Below are 24101 nucleotides of genomic sequence, written 5' to 3'. Positions count from 1 at the left end.
CTCGGCCCACAGTTTCGCTACTACAAGTATCGATACCGATAGTAGCGCAATAGGTTATCGTGTGGGCATGACCCGAGCGACCACATCCGCCAGACCACCCGGTCGCCCGCGCTCCGGCGTCAACGCCGTGGTCTTCGCCGCGACGCTGAGCACGGTTCACGAGCTCGGCTACGCGCGTGCCACCGTCGACCGCATCGCCGCCGCGGCCGGCGTCGCCAAGACGACGATCTACCGTCGCTGGCCCTCGAAGGGCGCGCTGATCGTGGACTGCCTCCTCGACGCGTTCGGCCCGGTGCCGCTGGAGGGCGCCGGCCGAGCCGACCTCATGGCCTCGGCCATCCGCTGGATCGCGGCGAAGATCGGCGAGCCCGGGGTGGGCGACGCGTTCGCGGGCGTGTTCAGCGACGCCGTCAGCGACCCGGCCCTGCGCGAGGTCCTGTCCGCGCGGTTGCAGGACCCCTACCGGCTCGCGCTCCAGGAGGCGCTCGGCGAGCCGGAGAACCGGGTCCTGTTCTTCATCGACGTCGTCGTCGGAACCTTGCTCCACCGGCTGGGCATGACCGGCGAGCCGATGGCCGACGCCGACGTCGCCGCGCTGGCCGAGATGGTTCTGTCGCACTTCGCCGACGGTGCCGCATGACCGTGCCAGGGGAGGCGCTTGGTCGGCTTCCTGCCTCACGCGAGGGTGAGGGCATCGGTTCCCCCGGCGATGAGGATGTCGTAGCGGTCCTCGCTCTCCTCGAACCCGGTGTCGGTGAACACGTAGGTGGGCTGGGCCGTGGCGAAGTGCCGCTCGCCGATGGTCAGGCGGGTCGAGCCGCCGGCCACGGCCAGCCGTACCGGAACACCGGCGGGACGCCGGATGGTGAGGTCGGCCGCGCCGCCGGCGACGCGGACGGGCACCCGGCCGTGCGGCTCGGGAAGGTCGAGGCGCACGTGCTCGACCCCGCCCTGGAGGTCGATCCCGGCCAGCCGGAGCTCGCGCAGGTCGGCGTCCACCCGCGAGGTCCGGCCCTGTACTTCCACCGCCCACGGATCGGCGGCGTTGAGCACGATCTGGCCGCCATGCCGCCGGTCACCGGTGTGGAAGCTGCGCGGGAAGTCGACCACGACCCCGTCGGTGACCGGCCGAACCTCCGGCAGCACACCGTCGAAGCTGAGCTTGTACGGCTCGGCCATGGCCGGGTCCACCTGGAGCGTGAGGTCGGCGGCGCCCGGGACGAACGCGATCTTCATGGTTGCTCTCCTGTCGTGTTGTCGCTGGTCACGACCGTACGGAGCAGCAAGATCCGGGTAATCAGTCATATAGCGGTCGCCGTGACTTAAGTCGGTCTAAGTAGCATCTTGGGATGCTCTACGGCAGGACCCGCGAACAAGAGGCACTCGACCGGCTGCTGCGCGACGCCGCCGACGGCGTCAGCGGCGTCCTGGTCCTCGGCGGTGACCCGGGCGTCGGCAAATCCGCGCTGCTCGATCACGCGGTGGAGCGAGCCGGGGCCGAGTTCACCGTGTTGCGCGGCGGGGGCGTGGAGTCGGAGGCCGAGCTGCCGTACGCGGGGCTGCATCTGCTGCTGATGCCCGTCCTGGAGCAGCTGGAGGCGCTGCCGGAGGTGCAGGCGACGGCGTTGCGCGGCGCGCTGGGCATGACCGCGGCGCGGGCCGGTGACCGGTTCCTCGTCGGGGTCGCGGTGCTGAGCCTGCTGGCGGCGGTGTCGGCCGAGCGGCCCCTGCTGTGCGTGGTGGACGACACGCAGTGGCTGGACCGGGCCTCGGCCGACGCCTTGCTGTTCGCCGCGCGCCGGCTGCGCAGCGAGCGGGTGGCCCTGCTGCTCGCCGCGCGCGAGGAGTTCCACGCCCCCGGTCTGCCCGAGCTGCGGGTGCCGCCGCTGGACGCGTCGGCGTCGGCTGAGCTGGTGGACGCGATCGCCCCGGGCCTGGCCGTGGACGTGCGCGAGCGCGTGCTGGCGGAGGCGGGCGGCAACCCGCTGGGGCTCATCGAACTGCCCCGCAGCGCCCCCGGCGGCGGCGATCTGGGCGAGCTGCCGCTCACGCGGCGGCTGCTGGACGCCTTCGGGCAACGCCTCACCGCGCTGAGCGAACCGGCCGGGACATTGCTGCTGGTGGCCGCGGCCGAAGACACGGGCGACCCGGCGCTGATCCTGCGTGCCGCGGCCCGCCTGGGCGCCGATGAGCGGGCGCTGGAGGAGTGCGAACGCTCCGGGCTCGTCGAGGTGGCCGGAGCGCGGGTGCGCTTCCGCCATCCGCTGGTCCGGTCGGCGGTCTATCAGGCGGCGGGCTTCGCCAGGCGCGGGGCGGTCCACCGGGCGCTGGCGGAGGTCAGCGAGCCCGAGCGGCGGATCTGGCACCTGGCCGCGGCGGTGACCGAACCGGATGAACGGCTGGCCGCCGAGCTGGAGCGGTCAGCCGAGACGTTCCTGCGGCGCAGCGGGCACTCGGCCGCGGCGGCGTGGGAGCGGGCCGCGCTCCTCACCCCCGAAGCCGATGCCAGAGCCGTACGGCTGGCCAAAGCCGCCGAGGCGGCCATCTCGGCCGGGCGGCTGCGCCGGGCCGCCCAGCTCACCGACCAGGCGGCGCGCCTGACCGGCGACGAGCTCGTCCTGGCCCACCTGGCCAACCTCAGGGCCGACGTCGACTTCGAGCACGGCGCCGTCGAGGCCGCGAGCCTCCCCCTGTTGGAGGCGGCCAGGCCGCTGGCCGCCGCGCATCCCGACCGGGCCACCTCGCTGCTGATCCAGGTCGTGCGCAACGCCTGGTACGCCCATGACGTCAAGCTCGCGCGCCGGGCCACCGACCTGCTGATGTCCCTCGACAGCGGCACCGACCCCGCGCGTCCGGCGTCGGCCATGGCCACGGGGATCACGGCGCTGCTCGAGGACGATCCGGCGCGGGCCCTGCCGCTGCTGCGCGAGGTGGTGGAAGGCGCCAGGCACGTCGATCACGGCGAGCACGGCCTGCGCAACAACGCTCTGTCGGTCGCCCTGCTCGTCGGCGACCACGCCACGGCCCTCAGCATGGCTCGCGCGCTGGCCACCGAATGCGCCGCGCTCGGCATGGTGGCCTGGCTGCCGCACACCCACCTGGCGCTGGCCGGCGTCGAGCTCCTGCGCGGCCGTCATCTGGACGCGGCCGCCGACGCCGATCACGCCGAACAGGTGGCGGCACAGACCGGCCAGACGCATCTGGAGGCGCAGGCGTGCGGGGTGCGGGCCTGGCTCGCCGCGGTCCGCGGCGTCGAGGAGGACTGCCGGCCGCTCGCCGAGCGGGCGGCGGCGATGCCTTCGGGCCAGGTGTGGGCGCAGTGGGCGCTGGGCCTGCTGGAGCTGGTCCGAGGCCGTTACGAGCAAGCGGCCGACCACCTGGCGCGCGCTGCCCGCCAGCAGCCCGCCGCCGCACCCGACCTGGTCGAGGCCCTGGTCAGGCTGCAGGAGCCGGAGCGTGCCCGCGCGGCCCACGACCGGTTCGCCCGCTGGACGGCGGCCGCCGGCCAGCCATGGGCGCAGGGCCTGCTGGCCCGCTGCCGGGCACTGCTGGACGGCGACGAGCAGGACTTCGCCACGGCGATCGACCTGCACCGGGCCGCCGACCGCCCCTTCGACGCCGCGCGCACACGGCTGCTGCTGGGTGAGCGGTTGCGGCGCGAGCGGCGCAAGCAGGAGGCCCGTACGGTCCTGCGGGAGGCGGTGCACACCTTCGAACGGCTGGGCGCCCTTCCCTGGCTGGAGCGGGCCTCGTCGGAGCTGCGCGCCACCGGTGAGTCCCTGACCAGGAGCGCCGACGCCGCGTTGCTGTCGCGGCTCACGCCGCAGGAGCTCCAGGTGGTACGGCTGGCCGCGACGGGAGCCAGTAACAAGGAGATCGCCGCCCAGCTGTTCCTCAGCCCCCGGACCGTCGGGCACCACCTGTACAAGGCGTATCCGAAGCTGGGCGTCACCACCCGGACCGAGCTGGCCGGCCTCATCCTGTCGTGACGCGCAGCGGGAGCTCCACGATCAGCGCGGCGACCACGACGGCCGCCACCGCGACGACCGTCAGCGCGGTGAAGGCGGTGTGGACGGAGCCCATCTCGTACAGTGCCCCGGTCATCGTCACCCCGGCCACGCCGCCGAGCTGGCGCAGGAAGGGACCGGCGCCGCCGGCCACCCCGGCGTCCGCGGCCGGCACGCTGTTCTGCGCGACGAGAGTGACCAGTTGCATGAGCATGCCGGCCCCGAGACCCTGCACGGCCATCACGGCCCAGCCGGCACCGGTCAGCGCTATGCCTGCCGTACCGGCCGCGGTCAGAGCTGTGCCCGCCACCAGGACCGGTTTGTAGCGACCGGTGGCGGCGATCACCCGTCCGGACAGGAAGGCAGCGACGACCGCCCCGGCCGGCAACGGCAGCAGCAGGACGCCGCTGGCGGTCGCGGAGTCGCCACCGGCCTGCAAGTGGAGAGGGAGATAGGTGACCGAGGAGAGCATCACCGCCCCCTGGAGCGGTGCGAGGATCGCGGCGAGGGCGAAGTTCCGCACGGCCAGCAGACGTGGCGGCAACACCGCCAGGTAGTCGGCCAGGCGCCGGGCCCGGCCCTGCCGTGCCGGTGGCGGGAGCCGTACCAGGAGGGTCAGCGTCGCGAAGGCGACGGCGCCCAGCGGAAGGTTGATCAGGTAGGCCCAGCGCCAGGACAGCGCGTCGGTGAGCAGCCCGCCCGCCAGCGGGCCGCCGATCATGGCCACGGCCGTCACCGCGGTGACATACCCCTGGTAGCGGGCCCGTTCGCGGGGCGGGAGCAGTGCGGCGATCACGGTGACGACGCCGACCATCAGCCCGCCCGCTCCGACGCCCTGGACCGCTCTGGCGGCCACCAGCTGGGTCATGTCCTGCGCCGCCGCGCAGGCCGCCGACCCGATCTCGAACAGGACCAGCGCGGTCAGCAGCACCCGCTTGTGACCCAGCAGGTCCGCCGCTCTGCCCCACAGCGGCAGCGTAAGGGTGGAGGCCGCCGCGTAGCCGGCGACCACCAGTTCGACCTGCTCCCGTCCGCCGAGCTCGGCGACCAGGGCGGGGGCGATGACACCGGTGAGCGTGGTGTCGAGCGTGGCCAGCAGCAGCAGGATCAGCAGGGCCGTGAAGACGATCCGCATGGCTACTTCATCATCGAGGCGGACATCTGCTTCTTCAGCGGCGGCACCGCGTTGAAGAAGCGGAACATGCTCTTGGTGAAGAAGCGCTGCACCGGGTTGGCGCTGACGCCCATCTTCAGGTTCCGCATGGCCAGCGCGACCGCCTTGAACGCGTAGTCGATCATCTCGACCTCGTAGGCGTGCACCGCCTCCAGCAGCGTCCGCCGTCCCTTGACGTGGTCGACCAGGTTCGCGCACAGCAGCCTGGCGTCGAGGATCGCGGTGTTGGCGCCGACGCCCGCGGTGGGTGGCATGTTGTGGATCGCGTCGCCGATCAGCGTGACGTTGGTCGTCTGCCACGGCTTGACCGGGGTGGAGCTCTTCAGCGGGAAGATCGAGATGCTGCCGAGGTCGCTGCGGGCGATCAGCTTGTGCAGCCGCGGGCTCCAGCCCCGCAGCGCCTGGAAGGCGACCTGCTGCAGTTCGGCGCCGTCCATGCGCTCCAGCTCGGCCCGGTCGCCCAGCTTGTCCCAGGTGGTGACGATGTTCCACATGATGTAGTCGGCGCTGTTGTCCAGCAACAGGCCCTCGCCGGGGGCCTCGGCCACCGGGCCGCGGGTGCGGAACTCGTGCGCGGCCAGGAAGACCGCCTTGCCCTGCGGCCCGAACAGGAATCCCGAACCGGCGAACAGCTGCCTCGGCAGCAGCTTGCGGGTCTCGTCGTCCAGCGGGACCTTCGCCGAGACCGACAGCGCGCCGGTGTCGACACGCTCGGCGTGCGGCAGCAGCTGATGGCGGACCCGCGAGTTGACTCCCTCCGCGCCCACCAGCAGGTCGCCGTCGGCGTGGGTGCCGTCGTCGAAGTGGGCGCGCACCCTGCCGTCCGGGCGCGGCTCGTACCGCGTGAACGTCTTGCCGTACTGGACGACTCCTTCCAGACCGCTCAGCAGCACCTCCCGCAGCGAGATGCGGCTGACGGACTTGAAGCTGTCGATGTAGTGCTCGGGCGCGTCAGGGTCCCCGATGGCCAACAGCTCGGAGAAATCGGAGTCGTAGAAGCCGAGCGTGGTGTTGGGCTTGCCCGACGTCGCCACGAACCGGTCGTACAGCTCCTTCGGCAGGCACTCGTGCAACGCGGCGGACCCCTTGGGGGAGATGTGGATCCGGTAGCCCTGCAGCCGGTCGTCCTTGGCCCGGTCACGCTCGTAGACCGCCACCGAGATGCCGGCCCTGCGCAGCCCCTGGGCGAGCGTGAGCCCGCCGATGCCGCCACCGACGATCAGAACATGGAACGACATGGTGCCCTCCGAAACAGGTAAGGGTCGATCAGGAATCGATGCCTGAACGGTACGAATCCATCCGCTGCCGAGGCATCAGGCATCCGACTTAGGCGGCCGACCCATCCTGCTGTTCGCCGCGGTCGCGTGGCGGGCTGCGAGCTGTAGCCTTCGACTGTCAGGAGAACGAACGCGGCAACGGGAGGCATCGCGGATGCACCTGGGCAGTCTCGAGCGGGCGATCATGGAGTCCCTCTGGCAGCGGCCCGACGGTATGTTCGCTCAGGACCTCGCGGCCGGGCTTCCCTCGCAGCCGGCCATCACCACCGTGCTGACCGTGCTCGTCAGGCTTTCGCGCAAAGGCATGGTTTCGAGAGAACGCGTGGGACGGGCCCACCTGTACAAGGCCGCCGTGGAGAAGGACGCCGTCGTCGCGGAGGCCATGCGCGCCGCGCTCGACGAGGCGACCGACATCGAGGCGGCGGTTCAGCGCTTCGTCGGAACGGTGAGTCCCGAGGTGGCGGCGGCTCTGCGCGAGGCGCTCGGCGCCCGGGAGGGAACGTCGTCATGACGGTCTGGCTGATCGCCGCCGGTGCCGCGTTGCTTCCCGTGGTCGTGGGAGGCCGTACGGCCCGGCGGCTCGCCTCGGCTGCCTGGGCTTACCGCCATCCGCGCGCCGCCCTGGTGCTCTGGCAGGCCGTCGGGCTGGCCGGAGGCCTGGGCGCGGTGGGCGTCGGCCTGGTCGCGGCGGTGTGGCCCCTCGAGGCCGTCTTTCCACACGGCATGCACACGCTCGCGGGTCAGATCGCCGCCGGAGACGGGCTCGACGGGCTCGGACCCGTGCAGGTGGTGGCGCTGGCCTGGTCGGCGGGGCTGTCCATCTGGCTGCTGGCCCACACGATCCGGGTCACCGCCAGGACGGTGCTCGACCAACGGCGTCAGCGGTTCCTGGTCGACGTCGTCGCGGACCATCTGCCGATGCACGACGTGTACGTTCTGCCCAGTGAGCGGCGAGTGGCCTACTGCGTGCCTGGCCGGCACGGGCGCGTCGTTCTCAGCCGCGGGACATTGGAACTGCTGGGTTCCCAGGAGCTGGACGCGGTTCTCGCGCACGAGCGCGCCCATGCTCGGGGCCGCCATGACCTGGTGCTGCTTCCCTTTCTCGCGCTGAGGCACGCCTTTCCCCGGCTGCCGCTGGTGGCGAGGGCGGAGCAGGCCGTCGCCGTCCTGCTCGAGATGATCGCCGACGACCACGCACGTCACGTTCACGGCGAGCTGCCGCTGGCCCGTGCGCTGGTGCAGATGGCGACGCCGGCGGGCGGCCAGGGGGCTGCCGCGTTCGCTCTCGCCGACGCCGGGCTCACCGAACGGCTGGAACGCCTGCTCGATCACCGGCCGGAGTCGAGCTGGGTGCCGGCGGCCGCCTATTCGGCGGCCAGCCTGCTGCTGAGCGGGCCGGTCGCCGTTCTCGTCGCTCCTCTGCTGTGCATCGCCGTCTGGAAGGTGTGACGACCCGCACGAACGCGGCTGTGGGTCGAGAGAGCCGCGGCAGGGACATCAGATGAGGGTGCTCCAGTAGGACCAGAACCTTATGCCGATCATGGTGATGACGGCGATGAACCAGACGGTCAGCACGGTGGTGTGGTAACCGGCCAGCGCTCTGGCCGCCTTGTGCCGGCGGAGGTTGTGGAGGGTGACGTACCAGAAGAGCGGGATCGTCACCGCCCAGACGACCATGCAGTAGGGACAGAGCGCGCCGATCACGTAGAGGCTCTGGTAGACGAGCCAGTGGACGAACACCACCCCGAAGGTGACCCCGGCCTGCAGCCCGAGCCAGAACCAGCGCCGGAACCGCGCGCCGGCGAGGAGGGCCGCGCCGGCGGTGGTCACACAGGCGAAGGCGGCGACGCCGAGGAGCGGATTGGGAAAGCCGAACGCCTCGGCCTGCGGCGTGTTCATGACGGAGCCGCAGGACAGGACCGGGTTGATGCTGCAGCTGGGCACGTAGGCGGGATTCTTCAGCAGCGCGATCTTCTCGACGGCCAGGACGAAGGCCGCGACGAGACCGAGCGCGCCGCCTACCAGCAGAAGTCGCGGCAGCAGCAGGGGATACGGATCGTCGTGCTCCGCAGGGGTGCGGGCGGCCGGGGCGGCCGCGGTGTCAGCCGGCGAGCGCCGCATCGATGGCCGCCTTGAACTCGTCGGACGAGCGGGGTTCGATCTTCTTGCCGTTCAGGAAGAACGTCGGGGTGCCCTGCACGCCCAGCGCCTCGCCGTCCTTCGCGTCCTTCCTCACCCGTTCCAGAGTGGCGGGATCGTCGTACGCCTTGTCCCATGCGGCCAGATCCAGTCCGAGGTCCTTGGCGAAGCCACGGAAGACGGCATCCGCCGGGACCCGCTTTTCCGCCCACTGCTTCTGGGTCTCGTACATCCGCTGGTACATCGCCTCGAACTTGCCCTGCCTGGCGGCGGCCTCGACCGCGCGGGCCGCCCGCTCGGCGTTGAAGTGGCTGCTGATCGGGAAGTACCTCGTGACGAAGGTCACCTTGCCCGCGTACTGCTTGCGCAGTTCTTCGACGACGGGGAAGTACGCGCCGCAGCCCTCGCACTCGAAGTCGAGGAACTCCACCAAGGTGACCTTGCCGTCCGCGGCCGTCTGCAGGCGGTGGCTGTCGGCGCGGACGAGCTGGGACTCGCCGGCCGCGACGGCGTTCGTCCGGCCCGAACCGAGGCGGTTGACGGCGAACATGGCGGCGACCACCACCAGGAAGACACCGACGACGGAGAGCGACACGGCGAGGTTCTTCGTGCGCGCCTCCTTGCGCCGGTCCTCGGCTCGCATCGCTTCGACCTTCGCCCTGCGGGCTTCCACTCGATCTTCAGAGTCCGGCATGCCGCTCCCTCCGCCATCGGTGCCCGACCTCGGCTCGGACCTGATGGCGCCGAACACGTCCCAGGCACGCCGTCTCCAGGGCATGCCGAAGGGACCCAGCCTTGTGCTGCAGGGGCAGTCGAGCTCGCTCAGTGTTACTTCTACCTAATGTAGAAGATGGCGGGACTCGTTGGGTCCACCGTTCCCTGTGAGGCTGGGGCGGCCACGCTCCCGACGTCAGGTCGCGGTCGCCGCCGCTCGTCCGGCGGCCAGCCGGTCGCGGTTCGCCAGGCGCCTGACGGCGGCCGCCGAGGCGAGGCCGACGACGGTCAGCGCCGTCCACGGCAGGCTCGCCCAGACGGTGGACGCCGTCACGTCGACCATGGCCCCGAAGAGCAGGTAGCCGGCCAGGATGCCGGCACCGGACAGCAGGTTGTACAGCCCGTAGTAGGTGCCGACCAGGTGGTCACCCGCCATGTCGGCGATCGTGGCCATCTCGAAGGGGTAGGCGACCAACGTGCCCGCCGTGAGCACCAGCGTGCAGGCGATGGCGGGCAGGACGGCCCAGGGCCACGGCAGCGACAGGTGCGCGGCCACCGCCATCGGGACGAACGACACGCTCATGAGGACGAGCCCTGTGCTCATCGCCCGTCCTCGGGTCCAGCGGCGGGAACACCAGGCGGTCAGCCGTACCTGGCCGGCGATCCCGAGCAGGGCCGACAGCGCGTACAGCACCGCCACCGAGCCGTCGCCACCACCGGTGCGCTGCACCTCCAGGGGCAGGCCCAGGTACATCTGGAACGACAGGCCGTAGGAGGCGATCATCGCCGCGGCGAACGCCAGGAACGCCCGGTCGCCGAACGCCTGTCGCCACTCACGAGAGACCGGGGGCCTGGCCGGCGAGGCCGTGTCCCGCCGTTCCGGGAGGTAGATCCCCTGCAGGACCGTCAGCACCGCGAAGATCGCCGCCGCGGACAGGCACACCACGGTGAAGCCGCCCTTCAGCAGAACGATGCCGAGGAGCGGGCCGAGCAGGATGCCGCCCTGGTAGAAGACATTGAACACGGCGAACGCCGCCACCTTGCGGTCACCCGCCTCCCGGGCCAGGTAGGCCCGGGCCGCCGGGTTGAACAGCGCGCCCGCCAAGCCCGTCACGGCGGCGGCTGCGAGCAGCACCGGCAGCGCGGTCGACAGGCCGAACAGCGCGAACCCGAGCGTGCGCAGCGCGCAGCCGGCCATGATGACGCGCTTGCAGCCGAGCCGGTCGGCCAGCGTGCCGCCGATCAGGAACAGGCCCTGCTGGCTCAGGTTCCGCAGGCCCAGGACCAGCCCGATCGTCCAGGCGGCCAGCCCCACGCCGGTCGCCAGATGCTGGGCCAGATACGGCATGAGCATGTAGAAGCCGAGGTTGATGCCGGCCTGGTTGACCTGCACCAGCTTGATCGGCGTCTCGAAGGAGCGGAACTGCCGCAGCGTCTCGATCACCGTGCGCCTCCGCTGGAGGACGGCAGCGGGTCTGTCACGCCGGCGCATCGCGTCCAGCGGTGGACTTCGCGCTCCGACGGCGCCCCGATCACGTCGGGCTCGTCCGCGGGGACGACGTCGAGCAGCCCGTTGGCGTGGCAGTAGCTGTCGTCGAAGATGGTGTCCCAGTAGCGCCACGGACCGTCGGGAAAGATCGCGACGATGGTCTGGCCTGCGGAGGTGCCGGCCAGCCAGCGGGCCACCAGCGCGACCGCGCCGGTGCTCCAGCCGCCGGAGATGTAGTGCTGGACGGCGAGAGTACGGCAGGCCCACACCGCCTCGGGGGCGCTGACCCAGTGCACCTCGCTGAAGGAGTCGTAGGCGACGTTGCGCGGATGGATGCTGGAGCCGAGCCCGCGCATCAACCGCGGCCTGGCCGGCTGGCCGAAGATGGTGGAGCCCACGGTGTCGACTCCCACGAGCCTGAGGTCGGGGAAGTGGTGGCGCAGCACCTTGGAGATGCCGGCGCTGTGCCCGCCGGTGCCGACCGAGCACACCAGCACGTCGATGTGCGGGAGGCGGGCCAGCAGCTCATGCGCCAGCCCGGCGTAGGACTCGACATTGTCCGGGTTGTTGTACTGGTCGGGACAGTAGGCGCCGGGTGTGTCCCGCAGCAGGGAGCGCACCCGCGCGCGGCGGGCCTCCTGCCAGCCGCCCACGGGATGCGGCTCGGTGACGAGTTCCAGGCGCACGCCGTAGGAGGTCAACAGCCGCCGCATGAGCGGCTCCATGCCGGGATCGCCCACCAGCACGACGGAGTGGCCGAAGACGATTCCCGCCAGGGCCAGACCGAGGCCCAGGGTGCCGCTGGTCGACTCGATGATCGTGGCCCCTGGAGCGAGGTCTCCCCTGGCGCGGGCCTGGCGCACCATGTGCAGCGCGGGCCGGTCCTTGATCCCGCCGGGATTGAAGCTCTCCAGCTTCGCCCAGAAGCCGCCGCCGCCCGGTACGAAGGGTTCGGAAACGAAGGTGATCGGCGTGTTGCCGACCGCGACAGAAAGCGAGGAATAGGGACTCGACGGCATGGTGAGGAGTGGCGCGAAAGAAAGTGGAGACGGCATTTATCCCTCAGGTGATCGGCTTTTGTTCGGGCATGGCGAAGCGACCGCCCTGCCCTGATCAGGAATGACGAAATGAGAAATCGTCGTCCTATGCGCGCATCACGCAGAGGTCGGCCAGGGCCGTCCTGGAGAACTGTGTCGTGCCTGAATTCGGCGCGTGGAGAACGCGGGCCGCCTGCGTCGGCGAAGGTGGCGCGCCCGTCGGGCAGAAGGACGTCAAGGGGGCGGCCGGAACCGAGAGGTCCTGCTCCGTGCCGTGATGGTGCCGCGCGGGGAGTTCGTCGTGGGCACATGCCGTGACCTGCGAGATCGCCGTCGCGGTCGGAGCACTCGCGTGCGAGTGACCGTGCACGTCATGCGCGGCCGCCTCCGACAACACCAGCGCTGCACATGCTCCGCCATGGGCGAAGACGACTCCGACGATCATGGCGAGGACAACCAACGCCTGCGCCATTATCCGGCCGGCGCTTGTGGCGGCGGGTCGGCCTGAGCGGGTTGATCGTGTCGCAGTCATCACTGTCGATGATGCCCGGGGTCGGGCAGGACGCGCCCTGCGAAGACAAACAGTTTCGCAAAACGTGAGCGCTTTGTGTCGCCCCGTCCGCGAGTGAAAGGAATGCTGTCCTCGGGGGCTTCGGCCGCCCTGCGGTTGATTCTTGGGACGTATACGGAGATGCTTTCATGACGCTGTCCAGACGACATGTGATCGCCGGATTGGGTGCGCTGCCGGTCTGCGGGACAGCGGCTTCCGCGCTGCCTGCCGTACCGGACGAGGTGACTCCCGAGGCGCTCGCCCGTGATGATCGATTCTGGGGCGCCGTCGCGCGGCAGTTCAGGGTGGATCCGGATTACGTCAATCTGGAGAACGGCTACTACGGGATCATGCCGGAGCCGGTACGGCGGGCCTACCACAGCAACGTCGACCACCTCAACGAGCACAACTCCCACCTGCTGCGCACCGAGTACAAGCCGCGCGCCGACCTGGTCCGCGACCGCATCGCCGCCCTGCTCGGCGCCTCCCGGGAGGAGATCGCGCTCACCAGGGGAGGCACCGAAGCGCTCCAGAACCTCGTCTCGGGGTACAACCGCCTGCGCCCCGGCGACACCGTCATGTACGCCGACCTGGACTACCACAGCGGGCAGTACGCGATGAACTGGCTGCGCGAGCGGCGCAGGGTGTCCCTGGCGAAGATCGTCATCCCCGAGCCCGCCACCCGGCAGGCGGTGCTCGACACCTACGAACGGGCCCTGCGCGACCACCCCGGCCTGAAGCTGCTCCTGCTCAGCCACATGAACAACCGCACCGGGCTCGTCACACCCGTGCGGGAGATCGTCACCATGGCCCGCCAGGCGGGCGTGGACGTCATCGTCGACGCCGCCCACTCCTGGGGACAGCTCGACTTCACCATCGCCGACCTCGACGCCGACTTCGCCGTGTTCTCCCTGCACAAGTGGATGAGCGCACCCCTCGGATCAGGCTTCCTCTACATCAGGAAGCATCGCCTGCCCGATATGGACCGTCTCTACGCCGACGAGACCTTCCCCGCGACCGACATCCGCTCCCGCGTCCACTCCGGCACCATGAACGTCGCGCCCATCCTCACCGTCGACGCCGCACTGGACTTTCATGAGTCCCTCGGCGCCGCGGTCAAGCAGGCCCGGCTCCGCCACCTGCGCGAGCGGTGGGTCAACCAGGTGAAAGACATCGCCAACCTGGAGATCCTCACCCCGGAGGAGCCGGAGATGTACGGCACCATCACCGCCTTCCGCATCTCCGGCCGCACCTCGCAGGCCGACAACGTGGCCATCACCGACACGCTGATGAAGACCTATCGCATCTTCACGGTCCAGCGCGGGGGAGTGACACGCGGCGACTGCGTGCGGGTCACCCCCGCACTGTTCACCTCGACGGACGACGTGGATCGCCTCGCGGCCGCCCTGCGGGACATCGCCTGGCGCATGCGGGTGTGATCAGCGGGCGCTCACACCTCGCTCGACCCGGCCTCGCAGGACCAGGAACGGACCCGGGACGAGGCGGCGATCCGACCTTCGCCCGGGTCGTCGTGGCCTCGTCCCGGCGAACCGGGCGAGGGCGAGCCCTCCATGAGCCGGGCGAGGCGGTCCCACGCCGGGGATGAGGCTCCGGGCTGGGACTGCGCGGCCAGCCGCGCGATGGTCGCGTTGTGCACGGGGCGGGTCTCGGAGGGGCTGTGGTGCCCGGCGAACCAGTTCCGGGTACGGTCCGCGAGGGCGGGCAGGCGGGGATCGCTCGGCGACCAGTCGTAGGCGGCGTCATGTTCGAGGTAGAGGGCGCGGAACTCGGGATCGCTCATGAGCTCGCGTTTCTCGGTGATCCACACGCAGGCGTCCTCGGGCGAGGCTGTTTGCATGAGGATCCAGCCGTCGCGTTCCAGGTGCACCTGGCGCTCGCTGACGCCGAGTTCGCGTAGATCGTCGAGGTAATCGGCGACTTCGGGGGAGACGAAGAGCCGGTCGCCGCCGCTCAGCTGGGCGAGCTGATCGCGGGTTCGCCGCAGCTGCGCGATGCGGTCGTGGAGGTTGTGGTCGATCTCCGCGATGGCTGCCGTGAGCGTGTCCGGGTCGGCGTCGACAAGGTCTTTGACACGGGCCAGCGGCACGCCCGCGTGCGCCAGCGTCCTGATCTTGACGAGCTTGACGGCGTGCTCGGCGGTGTAGCGCCGGTAGCCGGACGAGTCGCGGTCGGGCTCGGTGAGCAGACCGCGCTCGTGATAATGGCGGATGGCTTTGATGGTCACTCCGGCGTAGTCCGCGAGCTGGCCAATCGTGAGCATGCCGGACATCCTTCCACCCCGGCGGGGAGCGGTCAGGCCCGGCGGGTCAGGCGGCCGCCGCCGTTGCGGAAGCGCGCCTGGCCGTCGCGGACGTCGTGGTAGGAGACGAGCAGCAGCCGCAGGTATCCGTCGAACGCCTCCAGCGGGTAGCCGGCGGGTGCGAAGAGGCCCGGCCGGATCGGCACGTAGCGCTGCGGCGGGCCCGAGGTCATGCCGCCGGCGAACTCGGTGAAGATCCGCTCCTGCGACTCGTCCGCCGGCTCGTAGGTCGTGCGCTCCTCGAGCTGGCCGTCGACGATGCTGACGTCGATGCGGAGCTGGTTGGAGCGGTAGGTGCCCACGTAGGGGGTCAGGTCGACGTCCTCCCGCAGTTCGGTGACCAGCTTGGGGATCCGGACGCCGAGGTGCTCGCTCAGCAGCCATTGCAGGAGCTGGTCCTGCAGCATGATCGCGCCCGGGCTGTTGCCGTAGGCGGCGAAGACCAGGTCGTGCTCGGGCAGGACGCACAGGAGGGAGACACCGCCGGGCGAGGCGCCCGACATGGCCAGGACGGTCGTGTCGCCGAACGGGTACAGCACCCAGCCCAGGCCCATCGGCGGGGTGTTCGGGCTGTCCATGTCGTACGAGACCTGCTGCATCAGGGCGGTCGACCCGGCCGACAGGACGCGGGTGCCGGAGGGGGAGACGCCACCCGCGAGGTGGGTGCGGCCGAAGGCCAGCAGGTCGGCGATGGTGCCGATCGGCGTGCCGCCGGCCGGTCCCCAGGTGTCGGGCAGCGTGAACATGGTCGTGGGCTTGGCCGTCATGGTCTCGGGGTCCAGGAAGTGGCCGACCGCCGTGCCGCGCAGGATGGCCTGCTCGGCGGAGGTGCTGGAGTCCTTCATGCCGACCGGGGCGTAGACCTCGCGGGCGAGCAGGTCGTGGAAGGGCAGGCCGGTCACCACTTCCAGCAGGCGGCCCGCGACGATCATGCCGCCGTTGGAGTAGCTGAGCTGCTCACCGGGCTCGAACAGGGTGCCGCACCTGCTCGCGAGGCCCTCGACGTAGGCCTTCAGAGCGTCGCGGCCCTTGTCGTCGGGGAAGTACAGGTCCGCGTCGATGCCGTTGGTGTGGCCGATCAGGTGACGGACCAGGATCCTGTCCGCCGCGCCCGGCGCGGCCAGGGCGAAGTCGGGCAGGTACTTCACCACCGGCGTGTCGAGGTCCAGCAGTCCACGATCGACCTGCTGGAGGACCAGCGTGGTGGTCAGGACCTTGGTGACGGAGCCGAAGAGGAATCCGGTGTCGTCGAGCATCGGTGCGCCGGTGGCGACGTTCGCGGTGCCGTGGGCGACGACGATCTGCTCACCGGCGTGGTAGACGCCGGCGACGAACCCGGGGACGCCGTTGGACTCGCAGTAGGCGGCGGCCTGGTCGTGGATCTGGGCTTCGACGGTGTGCAGCGCGTTGTTGTTCATGCGGAGTATCGTCGAACCTTGACCCTGGGGCAAGGTCAAGCCGGAACACGAAAATCCGAAAGCGCCTGATGAGACACCTCGCGGGCGGCCGGCCCGTCAGCAGGCCGGCCCGCGCGGGCGTCGCCTGTCCACGCGCGCCTCGAACCTGTCGAGCTCCTTCTCCAGAGCCGAGCGCAGGATCGGCATGAGCACCCGCTTCAGGCCCGGCCTGCGGGTGGAGCCCGCGCGGGCCAGCAGGGTTCCGCCGCTGACCGGGACCGCGGCCAGGCCGAAGGTGACGGACCTGCTCTGCATCCAGCACCAGCCAGGCCGCAGGACGGCGTCGAAGCGCTCGCGGATCGGCAGCCAGCCGTACGCCATGGCCGGGAGCCGGTCGCCGTCGCCTGGAGCGACCCTGAACCTCCTGACGACGGGCTGGTAGCGGGGCAGCTCGTCCTCCAGGTCGGCGGCCACCGCCCACACCACCTCGAACGGCGCGGGGATCACCCGCTCCAGCAGCACACAGCCGGGTGTCGCCGCCGCCATCACGCGGAGCCACTGGTGCGGGGTGTGCTGGGCGTCGTGTGGCTGTTCACCGCCGACAGCTGGACGCCGTTCTACTGGCTGAACGCCTTCCTCTACACGCTGTCGCGAATGAGGGGGCGTCGAAGCTTGACGACGGTAGGGCTAGCCATAACCGACAATTCGGGTATGCGGGATCGATCGTGACGTACGTCCGCCGACATGCTGGGCAGCGTCACATGTCGTCATCCAGCAGGGAGTCCCTTGATGAGTCTTTTTCCCGCCATGTCACCAGCGTCCACCCGTCTGCTGGCCCTGGTCACCGTAGGAGCCGTAGCCGCCGGCACCCTCGGTCTGGGTACGGCTGCCGCCGGCGCCACTACGCGGACCAGTCCCGACGACGTCGTACAGACGAGCCTGAACAAGCTGGTCAGCACCGGCGACTTCCCCGGTGTCGTCGCCGCGGTGCGGGGACGCGACGGGCGGGTGCGTGACTACACCGCCGGAGTGGGGGACCTGGAGACGAAGGCCAAGGTGCCCGTCAACGGGATGGTACGCATCGGCAGCCACACCAAGACATTCACCGCCACAGTCGTCCTGCAACTGGCCGGTGAGGGCAAGATCGACCTGGATGCGCCGGTCGAGAAGTACCTGCCCGGCGTGGTCCGTGACAACGGCAACGACGGCCGCGAGATCACACCCCGCCAGCTGCTGCAGCACACCTCCGGCCTGCCGGAGTACACGGGGTTCCCGACGGTGACGGGCGCCCGGCACACCTATTTCGAGCCACGGGACCTGATCGACAAAGCCCTTGGGCAGAAGCCGCAGTTCGCCCCCGGCAAGACCTGGCAGTACAACAACACGGGATACGTCCTGCTCGGCCTGATCGTGCAGAAGGTCACGGGCCGGCCCATGGGAGAAGAGGTCACCAACCGGATCATCAAGCCGCTCGGCCTGCGGGACACCTACTGGCCCGGCGTCGGCGAGCAGACCATCCGCGGCGACCACCCGAACGGCTACCACGCCGACAAGAGCGGAGAGCTCGTGGAATACACCCGGATGGACCCCTCCTGGGGGTGGACGGCCGGCAACCTCATCAGCACCCCACGCGACATCACCCGTTTCCTGAACGCGCTGATGGGCGGCAAGCTCCTCAAGCCGGCCCAGCTAAAGGAGATGAAGCGAACGATCGAGGCCAAGGCGCTCCCGCCGGGTTGGGAGTACGGGCTCGGCGTGATGAAGATCAAGCTGAGTTGCGGCGGTCACGCGTGGGGCCACGGCGGCGACATCCCCGGCTACGAGACCCGCAACGGCATCACCGAGGACGGCCGGACAGCGACGCTCACCGTGACCGCACTCCCGACCTCGGACGCCGCCGCCCAGCGCGTCGACGACACCCTCGACGCCCTGCTCTGCGCCCAGAAGTAGGGCCCGCACCGGCTTCTCCACGGGCTACCGGCTCGTTCGCATGACTCCTCCCGCGAACGAGCCGGCCGCTGGGCGACAACACTTCGGTCATTCGACACGACCTCCGGCATGCGGCTGTCCCCATGTGGCTTGACGCCGGCGTTCCGCTCCCTGGCCGCCAGTGGCCGGGCCGGTGCAGACCCTGTGGGTCTACACCAAATGCGTCCATGGCCAGGAAACGGCGGCGACGGGAACGCATCCGGGATGCGACTCGATGCCGATTCCCTGAGGGAACATATGGGGAACGATCAGCGGTAGAGAGCCGTAGACGCCGTAACCAACCGGATCGAACAAGGAAGGCCGGTCATCACGTTTCCGCTGGTAACGGGCAAGTCGGGCCGCCATGTGGCTCACGACACGAAAGTAGCGCGTCTACGGAGAACAACCCGGCGTCCCTATCATCAACCTCACGCTGACACAACTCTTGATGACTTGTCGTCAGACAAAGTAACGTGACCGCGCCTACTTGATCATGTCGAGAGGACGGTTACGTGCAAAGCTTCTTATCGGGACGTCAAAGTCGGCGGTTACGAATTGCTACAGGATCCGCACTCATCGTGAGCGGGTTCATTGCGGTTCAGCCCCCAGTGGCGTCCGCAGAGCCTCCGAAAACCACCAATCTCGTCGATGAAAACCCCGATCATCCTGTGGAGATGCTCGGCGCCGCAACCGAAACAATGCGCGCCACGAAGCACCCCGATGGACGTATGACCATCGAGACATGGTCCCAACCCGTTCGGATCAAGCAGGCGACCGGCTCATGGGCGTGGGTCGACCCCACCCTTGTGAAGAGGAACGGCGTTCTCCAACCGAAGGTCGCGAAAGCTGGTCTCGAAATTTCTCCAGGGGGCACCGAGAAGCCCCTGGCCAAGTTCAGCCCGAACAAGAACCAGTCGATCAGCCTGAACTGGCCGAACGCTCTCCCCGCTCCTGAAATCACCGGCAACAGGGCCACGTACCGGGATGCTGCCGGCCCCGGCGCGGACCTCGTCCTCACAGCCCTCGCCACCGGTTATCGCCAGGAAGTCGTGCTCCGGGAGAGAATGTCGCACCCCGTGAAACTGGCCTTGCCGGTACAGGCCAGTGGCCTGAGACTCGAATCGGAAAAGGACGGGCGCATTCAACTCGTCGATTCGTCACGGCACAAGGTCGCGGGCGCCTTCAAGGCCGGCATCACCACCAGACCTTCCGACGGCAAAAAGGCTGGAATCGCCGCCAGGAAGCCCGGCCGGGTCAAGACCACAGTGAACGACGCCCAAGGTCAGCAAGAACTCGTCATCACGCCCGACCAGGATTTCCTCGACGATCCCGCGACCGCGTACCCTGTCATCATCAGTTCGGCGTTCACGCTGTCCTTGGACGCCGACGTGGACGTGGCCGACGATGGTCAGCTTGCCGACCCCGCCCGTCCCTTCCTCACCGCCGGATCCATCTTCGGCATCCTCAACCGGACCTACCTCCGATTCAACGCCACAGCCATCACCAGCCAAGACGTGGTGGACGCCAAGCTGTCGATGTTGAACACCGAGGCTCCGGGCTGCGGCGACATCGTGGGGGATGGCATCCAGGTTCGTCGGGTGACCAGCGCGTGGGACAAGGACAATCTCACCTGGGACAACACTCCCTCGTCCACCCTCGAAGGCGCAGTGACGGTGAGGAAGGCCTACTCGACTGAATGCGGTGAGGGTCGGCTGGAGTGGCCGATCACCGACATCGTCCGCAGCTGGGCCAACCACTCGCCCAACTACGGGCTCGAACTGCGCACGCCGGACGAGAGCAGTCCTGACGACAACTACCGTGGGTTCGCATCCTCCGAGTACGGCACAGCGGAGGCGACGCCCAAGCTCACGGTCACGTACCAGAGCTTCGGCGGTCCGACGATCGTGAACCCCGCCGGAAGCGACGGGGTCGAGGTCTTCACCGCCCCCGACCGGTGGCAACGCGATTCCCTGCCGATGGCTGAGGCGCAAGCTCATGCCCTGGACGTGGCTGACACCCGCGTGGCCGCTCATTCGTCAGCGCTGGCGACGCCTCTCGTCGACATGGTGACAGGAGCGGTGCACATACCGGCTGTGACTGCGGAAGGTCAGAGCATCGCCGCGGAGGCGGTTTCGGGAACGGCCTACCTCAGCAACGGTGATTCTGACTGGACTGTCTCCGGCGAGTTCGAGGGCAGCGCCGAATCCGATGCGGATGGCGACGGTGTCCCAGGCGTAACCGAAGGTTTCACCTTCAGCCCGAACGTCCAAATGGTGCCCCATAGTGCCGCCAAGCTGGGGTCCATCATGGCTGAAGTGCTCAATCTCGATGCCGAACTCCCCGGCGGAGACAAGATCCTGGCCGCCAGCCTCTGGCCGGAACGGAACCAGGTCATGCTGCAGGCCACGGAAGTGAGCCCGCAGCTGCGGCTGGCGTTGGCGCAACGCTACGGAGTCACCGCGGTCTCCATCTGGCTGCGGTCCGGCCTGGAGCGTCCGATCCCCCTGGTCCAGCATGCTGCGGCCGAGGACAAGTGCCCCCTGGACGCGCAAGGTAAGGAGCGTGAGTGCCGCCTGAAAGACGGGGTCGTCGGCGAGACGATCGGTGATCTCGACCTGTACATCAACGGTGGGAGCCGATACCTGACGTCAGCCGGTGGCTGCTCGACAGGGTTCGCCTGGGGCACGGCGTCCCAGAACTACTACATCACTGCCGGGCATTGCCTCCCGGACGGTACGGCCCCCGCCGGGGCGGCAAGGCTGACCGACAATTCCGGTACGCTCGGCGACCTGGCAGGGACCAACTATCGCAACAACGTAGGCACCATCCCCTACCCGGCGAACGCCGGCAAGTATGGGGACCTGGCGCGCATGAAGCTGACAACACGTGTGCACACCGCCTCCATTTTCTCCGGTGGTCCCACGTCCACGACCAAACGAGAGGTCGTCGGTAAATGGACCCGCAGCCCTCGCAAGGGCGACCGCTACTGCACCGGCGGCTACAAGAAGGGCGAACTGTGCGGCTGGGTCGTCCAGAACGCCAGGACGTCGGCCGAGTACCGGAGTTCCCCCACTGATCCGACGGTCGAGCGGGTCGAGAACGTCTTCGAGGGATCCAAGGACGGGGTATGCAGCCAGCAAGGCGACTCCGGCGGACCCGTCTACACCATCATCCAGCCCGGCTATCCGAGCGTAGGGGATGTGGTGGCCAAGGGCATCATCAGCGGCGGACGCGATCAGGCGAACAGTAATATCCTCTTGAGCTGCAAGAACTACTCCACGGATATATGGTATGCATATGCCGCATTCGGTGGCGATATCAAGAAGCGGAAACTCGACTAGACCGAGGTAGCCCCGTGACGAAATCCCGCTACGGCTTGCGAGGCATCGCGCTCGTTCCAGCAGCCCTTCTATTGAGCGCATGCGGAGGCCAGGCGGATTGGCACAGCATCGACTCCGTCGCGGTTGCCCCCGACGGACGCACACTGACTGCCACGCTCACGTTCGGGGCCCCCGCGGAAGATGGCACATTCTGCGAGAAGATCACGGACACGGTCGTATCCGAGTCGGCAACGAAGGTGACCATAGGAATCAAGGTCAGTGACACCTGTGAGCCATTGTTTCCATGGCAGGAACGAATGAGCTCCAACCTTATGGCGTACTACTACAAGTATGACCTGCACCTGAAGCGGCCTCTTTCGGAGCGGCCCGTGATAGACCGAGCAGACCAGCGGGAGATCGCCAGGCGATAACAGGTGATGGTACGGCCGCGGGTGCGTTCGCGCATCCGCGGCCGTACCATACCGGAACGGCTGAGCGCCGTATTCGGATTGCGTATGACAGGCTCGAGAACGGTCAGAGAGTTTCGAAGGCTGAGGCCATGGCGGTTCGAGGCTGAAACCGGTACCGGTGCTGAGGCCATCGGCCAGTCGGGTCCAGCGGGCGGGGTTCGCGGGCAGCACCATCAGGCTCACCCCCGACCACGGCGACGTCCTCGGCCGGGTCGCCGCCCCGCCGGTGTATGGAACGCCGGAGCGCGGCGACTGGTGCGGAGGGCGCGTCCACCTGACGTTCACCCCCTGCTGATATTCATGGCCGTCAATATTCGGCTGTACACGCCCATCCCGCCCCCGACACCGGAGCCTCCCAGGCAGCGGTCCCCGCGGGCAGTGCTCGTCTCCGCCGGTGGCCCCGCCGCCGCGCGCCATGGCCCGGCCTGGTGCAATGACGGCCATGACGATCGCCCGTTCTCTCCTGTTGTTCGCCCTGGCTGCGCTGTTCGAGATCGGCGGCGCCTGGCTGATCTGGCAGGGCGTGCGCGAGCAGCGCGGCCTGATCTGGATCGGCGCCGGTGTGATCGCCCTCGGGTTGTACGGGTTCGTCGCCACCTTCCAGCCCGACCCGAACTTCGGCCGCATCCTGGCCGCCTACGGCGGCGTGTTCGTCGTCGGCTCCCTGCTGTGGGGCATGATCGCCGACGGCTTCCGCCCCGACCGCTGGGACGTCATCGGCTCGCTGATCTGCCTGGCCGGTGTCCTGGTCATCATGTACGCGCCGCGCAGCTGATGCGCGGAGGCACCCGGAGGCGGTTCCTCGGCCCGAGGACCGCGGCAGCGGGCGGGTGAAGGTGGCGCCGCCATCGCGGTGCAGGTAGCGGGGCCGCCATCGGCCGCACCCGCCGGGTGGCCGCCTGCCTGTTCAAGGGCCCGCTGGCAGTCACCACCCTGTATCTGAAGATTGACCGCCGTATCAACGCGCTGATCAACGTGATCTGCCTGACCCCCCTCGGACACGCCATTACCCCATGAGACAGGGGACTTCAGCGCCTGGTGCGGGATCGATCCTCCGAGCAGGGCGCTTGTTCGTGTGCTGATGTGACGGCGTATGACGCTGCGGTGCAGGTCATCGCGTGGTTGTTCGCTGCGGTCAACCGCTCAGCTCGGTGCGGCGGGAGCGAGCCAGAGCCAGCCCGCCGAGGACCGCACCGACCAGCCCAAGCACCAGGGCCAAGGCGCCTCCGAACACTCCATTGCCGGTGCCGAGACCACCGTCGGCGACAGCCAGCTTCACCGCGCCGTTGACCGCGCCGGTCAGGCCCCCGACCAGCGCCACGATGGCTCCCTTCCGCCAACCGTCGCCGATGCCACGGCCGGAGCGCAGCGCCAGCCAGCCGATGACAACGGCGCCCAGCGCCACCAGTGCGGCCACACTGGCCCAGATTCGCTCAGGGGTCCCGAGGAAGGTATCTACACCCTGGCCCGCGCATTCTGTCGGCGTCGTACAGATCGGCGCGGCAAGCATGAACAAGACGGACATGAGGTGCTCCTCTTCCTACGACTGGACGCCAGAACTATGTCCGCTGAACCCGCCGCCGGTCATCCTGCTGACGGAGGCACTTCTCCCTGCCGCAGATGTCGCACGAACTGCGAATCTACTGCGTCCGCGGTAGGCGCGGGCCCGTGCCAGTTGGTGATGGCCTGGCGCCCCACTGCGCGCGCTGTTTCACCGGCCGGGTCACACCGCGACGACGATCACCACAGCAACCCAGGGATCTGCAAATTCACCGCATAGGCTCGGCGGTTCAGGCGGTCTCTCTGGTGTATTGGCGGCATTCACCGGTGAAGATGGCGGTGAGTTCGGTATCGATGATCGATGCTACGAGATCGGCCGCTGGAACTCCGTTCACGCCGGCGGGGACGGGCGCGCTGCCCTCGATCGGCATGGTTCAGCTTGTCGAGTTGCGCCAGCTGATGAGCTGGGTGCCCGATTCCTTCATCGCCTTGTGCGTCGCGGCAACCGCCGGCGCCGTGACCATTGCCCTTCGCCTTGCGCTTGCTGTCCGTGCCATGAGGCTGAACCAGACCCGCACCGACGGTGATCGCGGGCGTCCGGATGCGCCGCCTGAGCGGCCGGCAGATGCGCTCACCGAGCTTCCTGGTCGAGGTTGCCGTGCGCTTCCGCCGAAAGGTCCTGCCAGTCGGCCCAGGTCTTGAGCCGGTCGGCGTAGACCTGCTGGAGCATCGGGTAGAA

General features: G+C 69.1%; 21 protein-coding genes. 9 read left to right on the top strand and 12 right to left on the bottom strand.

Annotated elements, in window-relative coordinates; all coding sequences use genetic code 11:
• Positions 1–67 precede the first annotated feature (67 nt).
• Complete coding sequence (locus ACWEVS_RS06395) at positions 68–640, top strand: TetR/AcrR family transcriptional regulator (RefSeq protein WP_452550257.1); 573 nt, start codon at positions 68–70, stop codon at positions 638–640.
• 35 nt (positions 641–675) lie between these two features.
• Here ACWEVS_RS06395 and ACWEVS_RS06390 read toward each other — a convergent pair whose 3' ends face one another.
• On the bottom strand, positions 676–1236 hold the full coding sequence (locus ACWEVS_RS06390) for a hypothetical protein (RefSeq protein WP_452550255.1): 561 nt from the start codon (positions 1234–1236) through the stop codon (positions 676–678).
• Positions 1237–1349: 113 nt separating this feature from the next.
• Between ACWEVS_RS06390 and ACWEVS_RS06385 the strand changes: the two genes are divergently transcribed.
• A complete protein-coding gene (locus ACWEVS_RS06385; protein ID WP_452550253.1) occupies positions 1350–3989 on the top strand; it encodes an ATP-binding protein in 2640 nt (879 codons plus the stop codon).
• Here the strand turns inward: ACWEVS_RS06385 and ACWEVS_RS06380 are convergent.
• Together ACWEVS_RS06380 and ACWEVS_RS06375 are read right to left on the bottom strand one after the other, a co-directional pair.
• Complete coding sequence (locus tag ACWEVS_RS06380) at positions 3976–5142, bottom strand: MFS transporter (protein ID WP_452550251.1); 1167 nt, start codon at positions 5140–5142, stop codon at positions 3976–3978. The two genes, ACWEVS_RS06385 and ACWEVS_RS06380, sit on opposite strands and share 14 nt — an antisense overlap.
• A gap of 2 nt (positions 5143–5144) precedes the next feature.
• Positions 5145–6419, bottom strand: coding sequence for an FAD-dependent oxidoreductase (locus tag ACWEVS_RS06375; protein WP_452550249.1), 1275 nt, complete (start codon positions 6417–6419; stop codon positions 5145–5147).
• A 193-nt stretch (positions 6420–6612) separates the two neighbouring features.
• Here ACWEVS_RS06375 and ACWEVS_RS06370 point away from each other — a divergent pair, with 193 nt between their 5' ends.
• Positions 6613–6969: a BlaI/MecI/CopY family transcriptional regulator gene (locus ACWEVS_RS06370; RefSeq protein WP_449914837.1), complete on the top strand. Its 357-nt coding sequence runs from the start codon at positions 6613–6615 to the stop codon at positions 6967–6969.
• Positions 6966–7907, top strand: coding sequence for a M56 family metallopeptidase (locus ACWEVS_RS06365; protein WP_452550247.1), 942 nt, complete (start codon positions 6966–6968; stop codon positions 7905–7907). Before ACWEVS_RS06370 ends, ACWEVS_RS06365 begins: the two co-directional genes overlap by 4 nt.
• Before the next feature lie 48 nt (positions 7908–7955).
• Here the strand turns inward: ACWEVS_RS06365 and ACWEVS_RS06360 are convergent, their stop codons facing one another.
• From ACWEVS_RS06360 to ACWEVS_RS06345, 4 genes are all read right to left on the bottom strand, one after another.
• Positions 7956–8579 carry a vitamin K epoxide reductase family protein gene (locus ACWEVS_RS06360; RefSeq protein ID WP_452550246.1) on the bottom strand — a complete coding sequence of 208 codons (624 nt, stop codon included), beginning with the start codon at positions 8577–8579 and terminating at the stop codon, positions 7956–7958.
• Entirely contained in the window at positions 8560–9240 is a 681-nt protein-coding gene (locus ACWEVS_RS06355; protein ID WP_452550244.1) for a DsbA family protein, read from the bottom strand. The genes ACWEVS_RS06360 and ACWEVS_RS06355 overlap by 20 nt, the downstream gene beginning before the upstream one ends.
• Positions 9241–9507: 267 nt before the next feature.
• The gene (locus tag ACWEVS_RS06350; protein ID WP_452550242.1) at positions 9508–10755 is read right to left on the bottom strand and encodes an MFS transporter; all 1248 of its coding nucleotides are present in this window, start codon (positions 10753–10755) and stop codon (positions 9508–9510) included.
• A complete protein-coding gene (locus ACWEVS_RS06345; protein ID WP_452550240.1) occupies positions 10752–11819 on the bottom strand; it encodes a PLP-dependent cysteine synthase family protein in 1068 nt (355 codons plus the stop codon). Before ACWEVS_RS06345 ends, ACWEVS_RS06350 begins: the two co-directional genes overlap by 4 nt.
• A 717-nt stretch (positions 11820–12536) precedes the next feature.
• On the opposite strand from ACWEVS_RS06345, the gene ACWEVS_RS06340 reads away from it, so the two are divergent.
• A complete protein-coding gene (locus tag ACWEVS_RS06340) occupies positions 12537–13826 on the top strand; it encodes an aminotransferase class V-fold PLP-dependent enzyme (RefSeq protein ID WP_452416511.1) in 1290 nt (429 codons plus the stop codon).
• An 11-nt stretch (positions 13827–13837) separates the two neighbouring features.
• Here the strand turns inward: ACWEVS_RS06340 and ACWEVS_RS06335 are convergent, their stop codons facing one another.
• The 3 genes from ACWEVS_RS06335 to ACWEVS_RS06325 form a co-directional block, all read right to left on the bottom strand.
• Complete coding sequence (locus ACWEVS_RS06335) at positions 13838–14668, bottom strand: MerR family transcriptional regulator (protein ID WP_452550238.1); 831 nt, start codon at positions 14666–14668, stop codon at positions 13838–13840.
• A 32-nt stretch (positions 14669–14700) separates the two neighbouring features.
• Positions 14701–16125 carry a serine hydrolase domain-containing protein gene (locus ACWEVS_RS06330; RefSeq protein WP_452550236.1) on the bottom strand — a complete coding sequence of 475 codons (1425 nt, stop codon included), beginning with the start codon at positions 16123–16125 and terminating at the stop codon, positions 14701–14703.
• 96 nt (positions 16126–16221) lie between these two features.
• Positions 16222–16650, bottom strand: a complete 429-nt coding sequence (locus ACWEVS_RS06325; RefSeq protein ID WP_452550234.1) for a hypothetical protein — start codon at positions 16648–16650, stop codon at positions 16222–16224.
• A gap of 243 nt (positions 16651–16893) precedes the next feature.
• Here ACWEVS_RS06325 and ACWEVS_RS06320 point away from each other — a divergent pair, with 243 nt between their 5' ends.
• The 4 genes from ACWEVS_RS06320 (at position 16894) to ACWEVS_RS06305 (ending at position 22637) form a co-directional block, all read left to right on the top strand.
• Positions 16894–18054: a serine hydrolase domain-containing protein gene (locus ACWEVS_RS06320; protein ID WP_452550232.1), complete on the top strand. Its 1161-nt coding sequence runs from the start codon at positions 16894–16896 to the stop codon at positions 18052–18054.
• A 596-nt stretch (positions 18055–18650) separates the two neighbouring features.
• Positions 18651–21413, top strand: a complete 2763-nt coding sequence (locus ACWEVS_RS06315) for a DNRLRE domain-containing protein (RefSeq protein WP_452550230.1) — start codon at positions 18651–18653, stop codon at positions 21411–21413.
• 567 nt (positions 21414–21980) lie between these two features.
• Complete coding sequence (locus tag ACWEVS_RS06310) at positions 21981–22157, top strand: hypothetical protein (protein ID WP_449914811.1); 177 nt, start codon at positions 21981–21983, stop codon at positions 22155–22157.
• 147 nt (positions 22158–22304) lie between these two features.
• Positions 22305–22637, top strand: a complete 333-nt coding sequence (locus ACWEVS_RS06305; protein WP_452550228.1) for a YnfA family protein — start codon at positions 22305–22307, stop codon at positions 22635–22637.
• 360 nt (positions 22638–22997) lie between these two features.
• Here ACWEVS_RS06305 and ACWEVS_RS06300 read toward each other — a convergent pair whose 3' ends face one another.
• Positions 22998–23387 carry a DUF6223 family protein gene (locus ACWEVS_RS06300; RefSeq protein ID WP_452550226.1) on the bottom strand — a complete coding sequence of 130 codons (390 nt, stop codon included), beginning with the start codon at positions 23385–23387 and terminating at the stop codon, positions 22998–23000.
• Positions 23388–23652: 265 nt separating this feature from the next.
• Positions 23653–23793, bottom strand: a complete 141-nt coding sequence (locus ACWEVS_RS06295) for a hypothetical protein (protein ID WP_452550224.1) — start codon at positions 23791–23793, stop codon at positions 23653–23655.
• Positions 23794–24101: the final 308 nt, after the last annotated feature.

Source organism: Nonomuraea sp. NPDC003754 (genome assembly GCF_053605785.1).
This window is presented reverse-complemented; position numbering and strand designations above follow the sequence as displayed.

Coding starts and splice junctions, on each gene's coding strand:
- ACWEVS_RS06395 (WP_452550257.1), top strand. CDS start 68: ATGACCCGAGCGACCACATCCGCCAGACCACCCGGTCGCCCGCGCTCC.
- ACWEVS_RS06390 (WP_452550255.1), bottom strand. CDS start 1,236: ATGAAGATCGCGTTCGTCCCGGGCGCCGCCGACCTCACGCTCCAGGTG.
- ACWEVS_RS06385 (WP_452550253.1), top strand. CDS start 1,350: ATGCTCTACGGCAGGACCCGCGAACAAGAGGCACTCGACCGGCTGCTG.
- ACWEVS_RS06380 (WP_452550251.1), bottom strand. CDS start 5,142: ATGCGGATCGTCTTCACGGCCCTGCTGATCCTGCTGCTGCTGGCCACG.
- ACWEVS_RS06375 (WP_452550249.1), bottom strand. CDS start 6,419: ATGTCGTTCCATGTTCTGATCGTCGGTGGCGGCATCGGCGGGCTCACG.
- ACWEVS_RS06370 (WP_449914837.1), top strand. CDS start 6,613: ATGCACCTGGGCAGTCTCGAGCGGGCGATCATGGAGTCCCTCTGGCAG.
- ACWEVS_RS06365 (WP_452550247.1), top strand. CDS start 6,966: ATGACGGTCTGGCTGATCGCCGCCGGTGCCGCGTTGCTTCCCGTGGTC.
- ACWEVS_RS06360 (WP_452550246.1), bottom strand. CDS start 8,579: ATGCGGCGCTCGCCGGCTGACACCGCGGCCGCCCCGGCCGCCCGCACC.
- ACWEVS_RS06355 (WP_452550244.1), bottom strand. CDS start 9,240: ATGCGAGCCGAGGACCGGCGCAAGGAGGCGCGCACGAAGAACCTCGCC.
- ACWEVS_RS06345 (WP_452550240.1), bottom strand. CDS start 11,819: ATGCCGTCGAGTCCCTATTCCTCGCTTTCTGTCGCGGTCGGCAACACG.
- ACWEVS_RS06340 (WP_452416511.1), top strand. CDS start 12,537: ATGACGCTGTCCAGACGACATGTGATCGCCGGATTGGGTGCGCTGCCG.
- ACWEVS_RS06335 (WP_452550238.1), bottom strand. CDS start 14,668: ATGCTCACGATTGGCCAGCTCGCGGACTACGCCGGAGTGACCATCAAA.
- ACWEVS_RS06330 (WP_452550236.1), bottom strand. CDS start 16,125: ATGAACAACAACGCGCTGCACACCGTCGAAGCCCAGATCCACGACCAG.
- ACWEVS_RS06325 (WP_452550234.1), bottom strand. CDS start 16,650: ATGGCGGCGGCGACACCCGGCTGTGTGCTGCTGGAGCGGGTGATCCCC.
- ACWEVS_RS06320 (WP_452550232.1), top strand. CDS start 16,894: ATGAGTCTTTTTCCCGCCATGTCACCAGCGTCCACCCGTCTGCTGGCC.
- ACWEVS_RS06305 (WP_452550228.1), top strand. CDS start 22,305: ATGACGATCGCCCGTTCTCTCCTGTTGTTCGCCCTGGCTGCGCTGTTC.
- ACWEVS_RS06300 (WP_452550226.1), bottom strand. CDS start 23,387: ATGTCCGTCTTGTTCATGCTTGCCGCGCCGATCTGTACGACGCCGACA.
- ACWEVS_RS06295 (WP_452550224.1), bottom strand. CDS start 23,793: ATGCCGATCGAGGGCAGCGCGCCCGTCCCCGCCGGCGTGAACGGAGTT.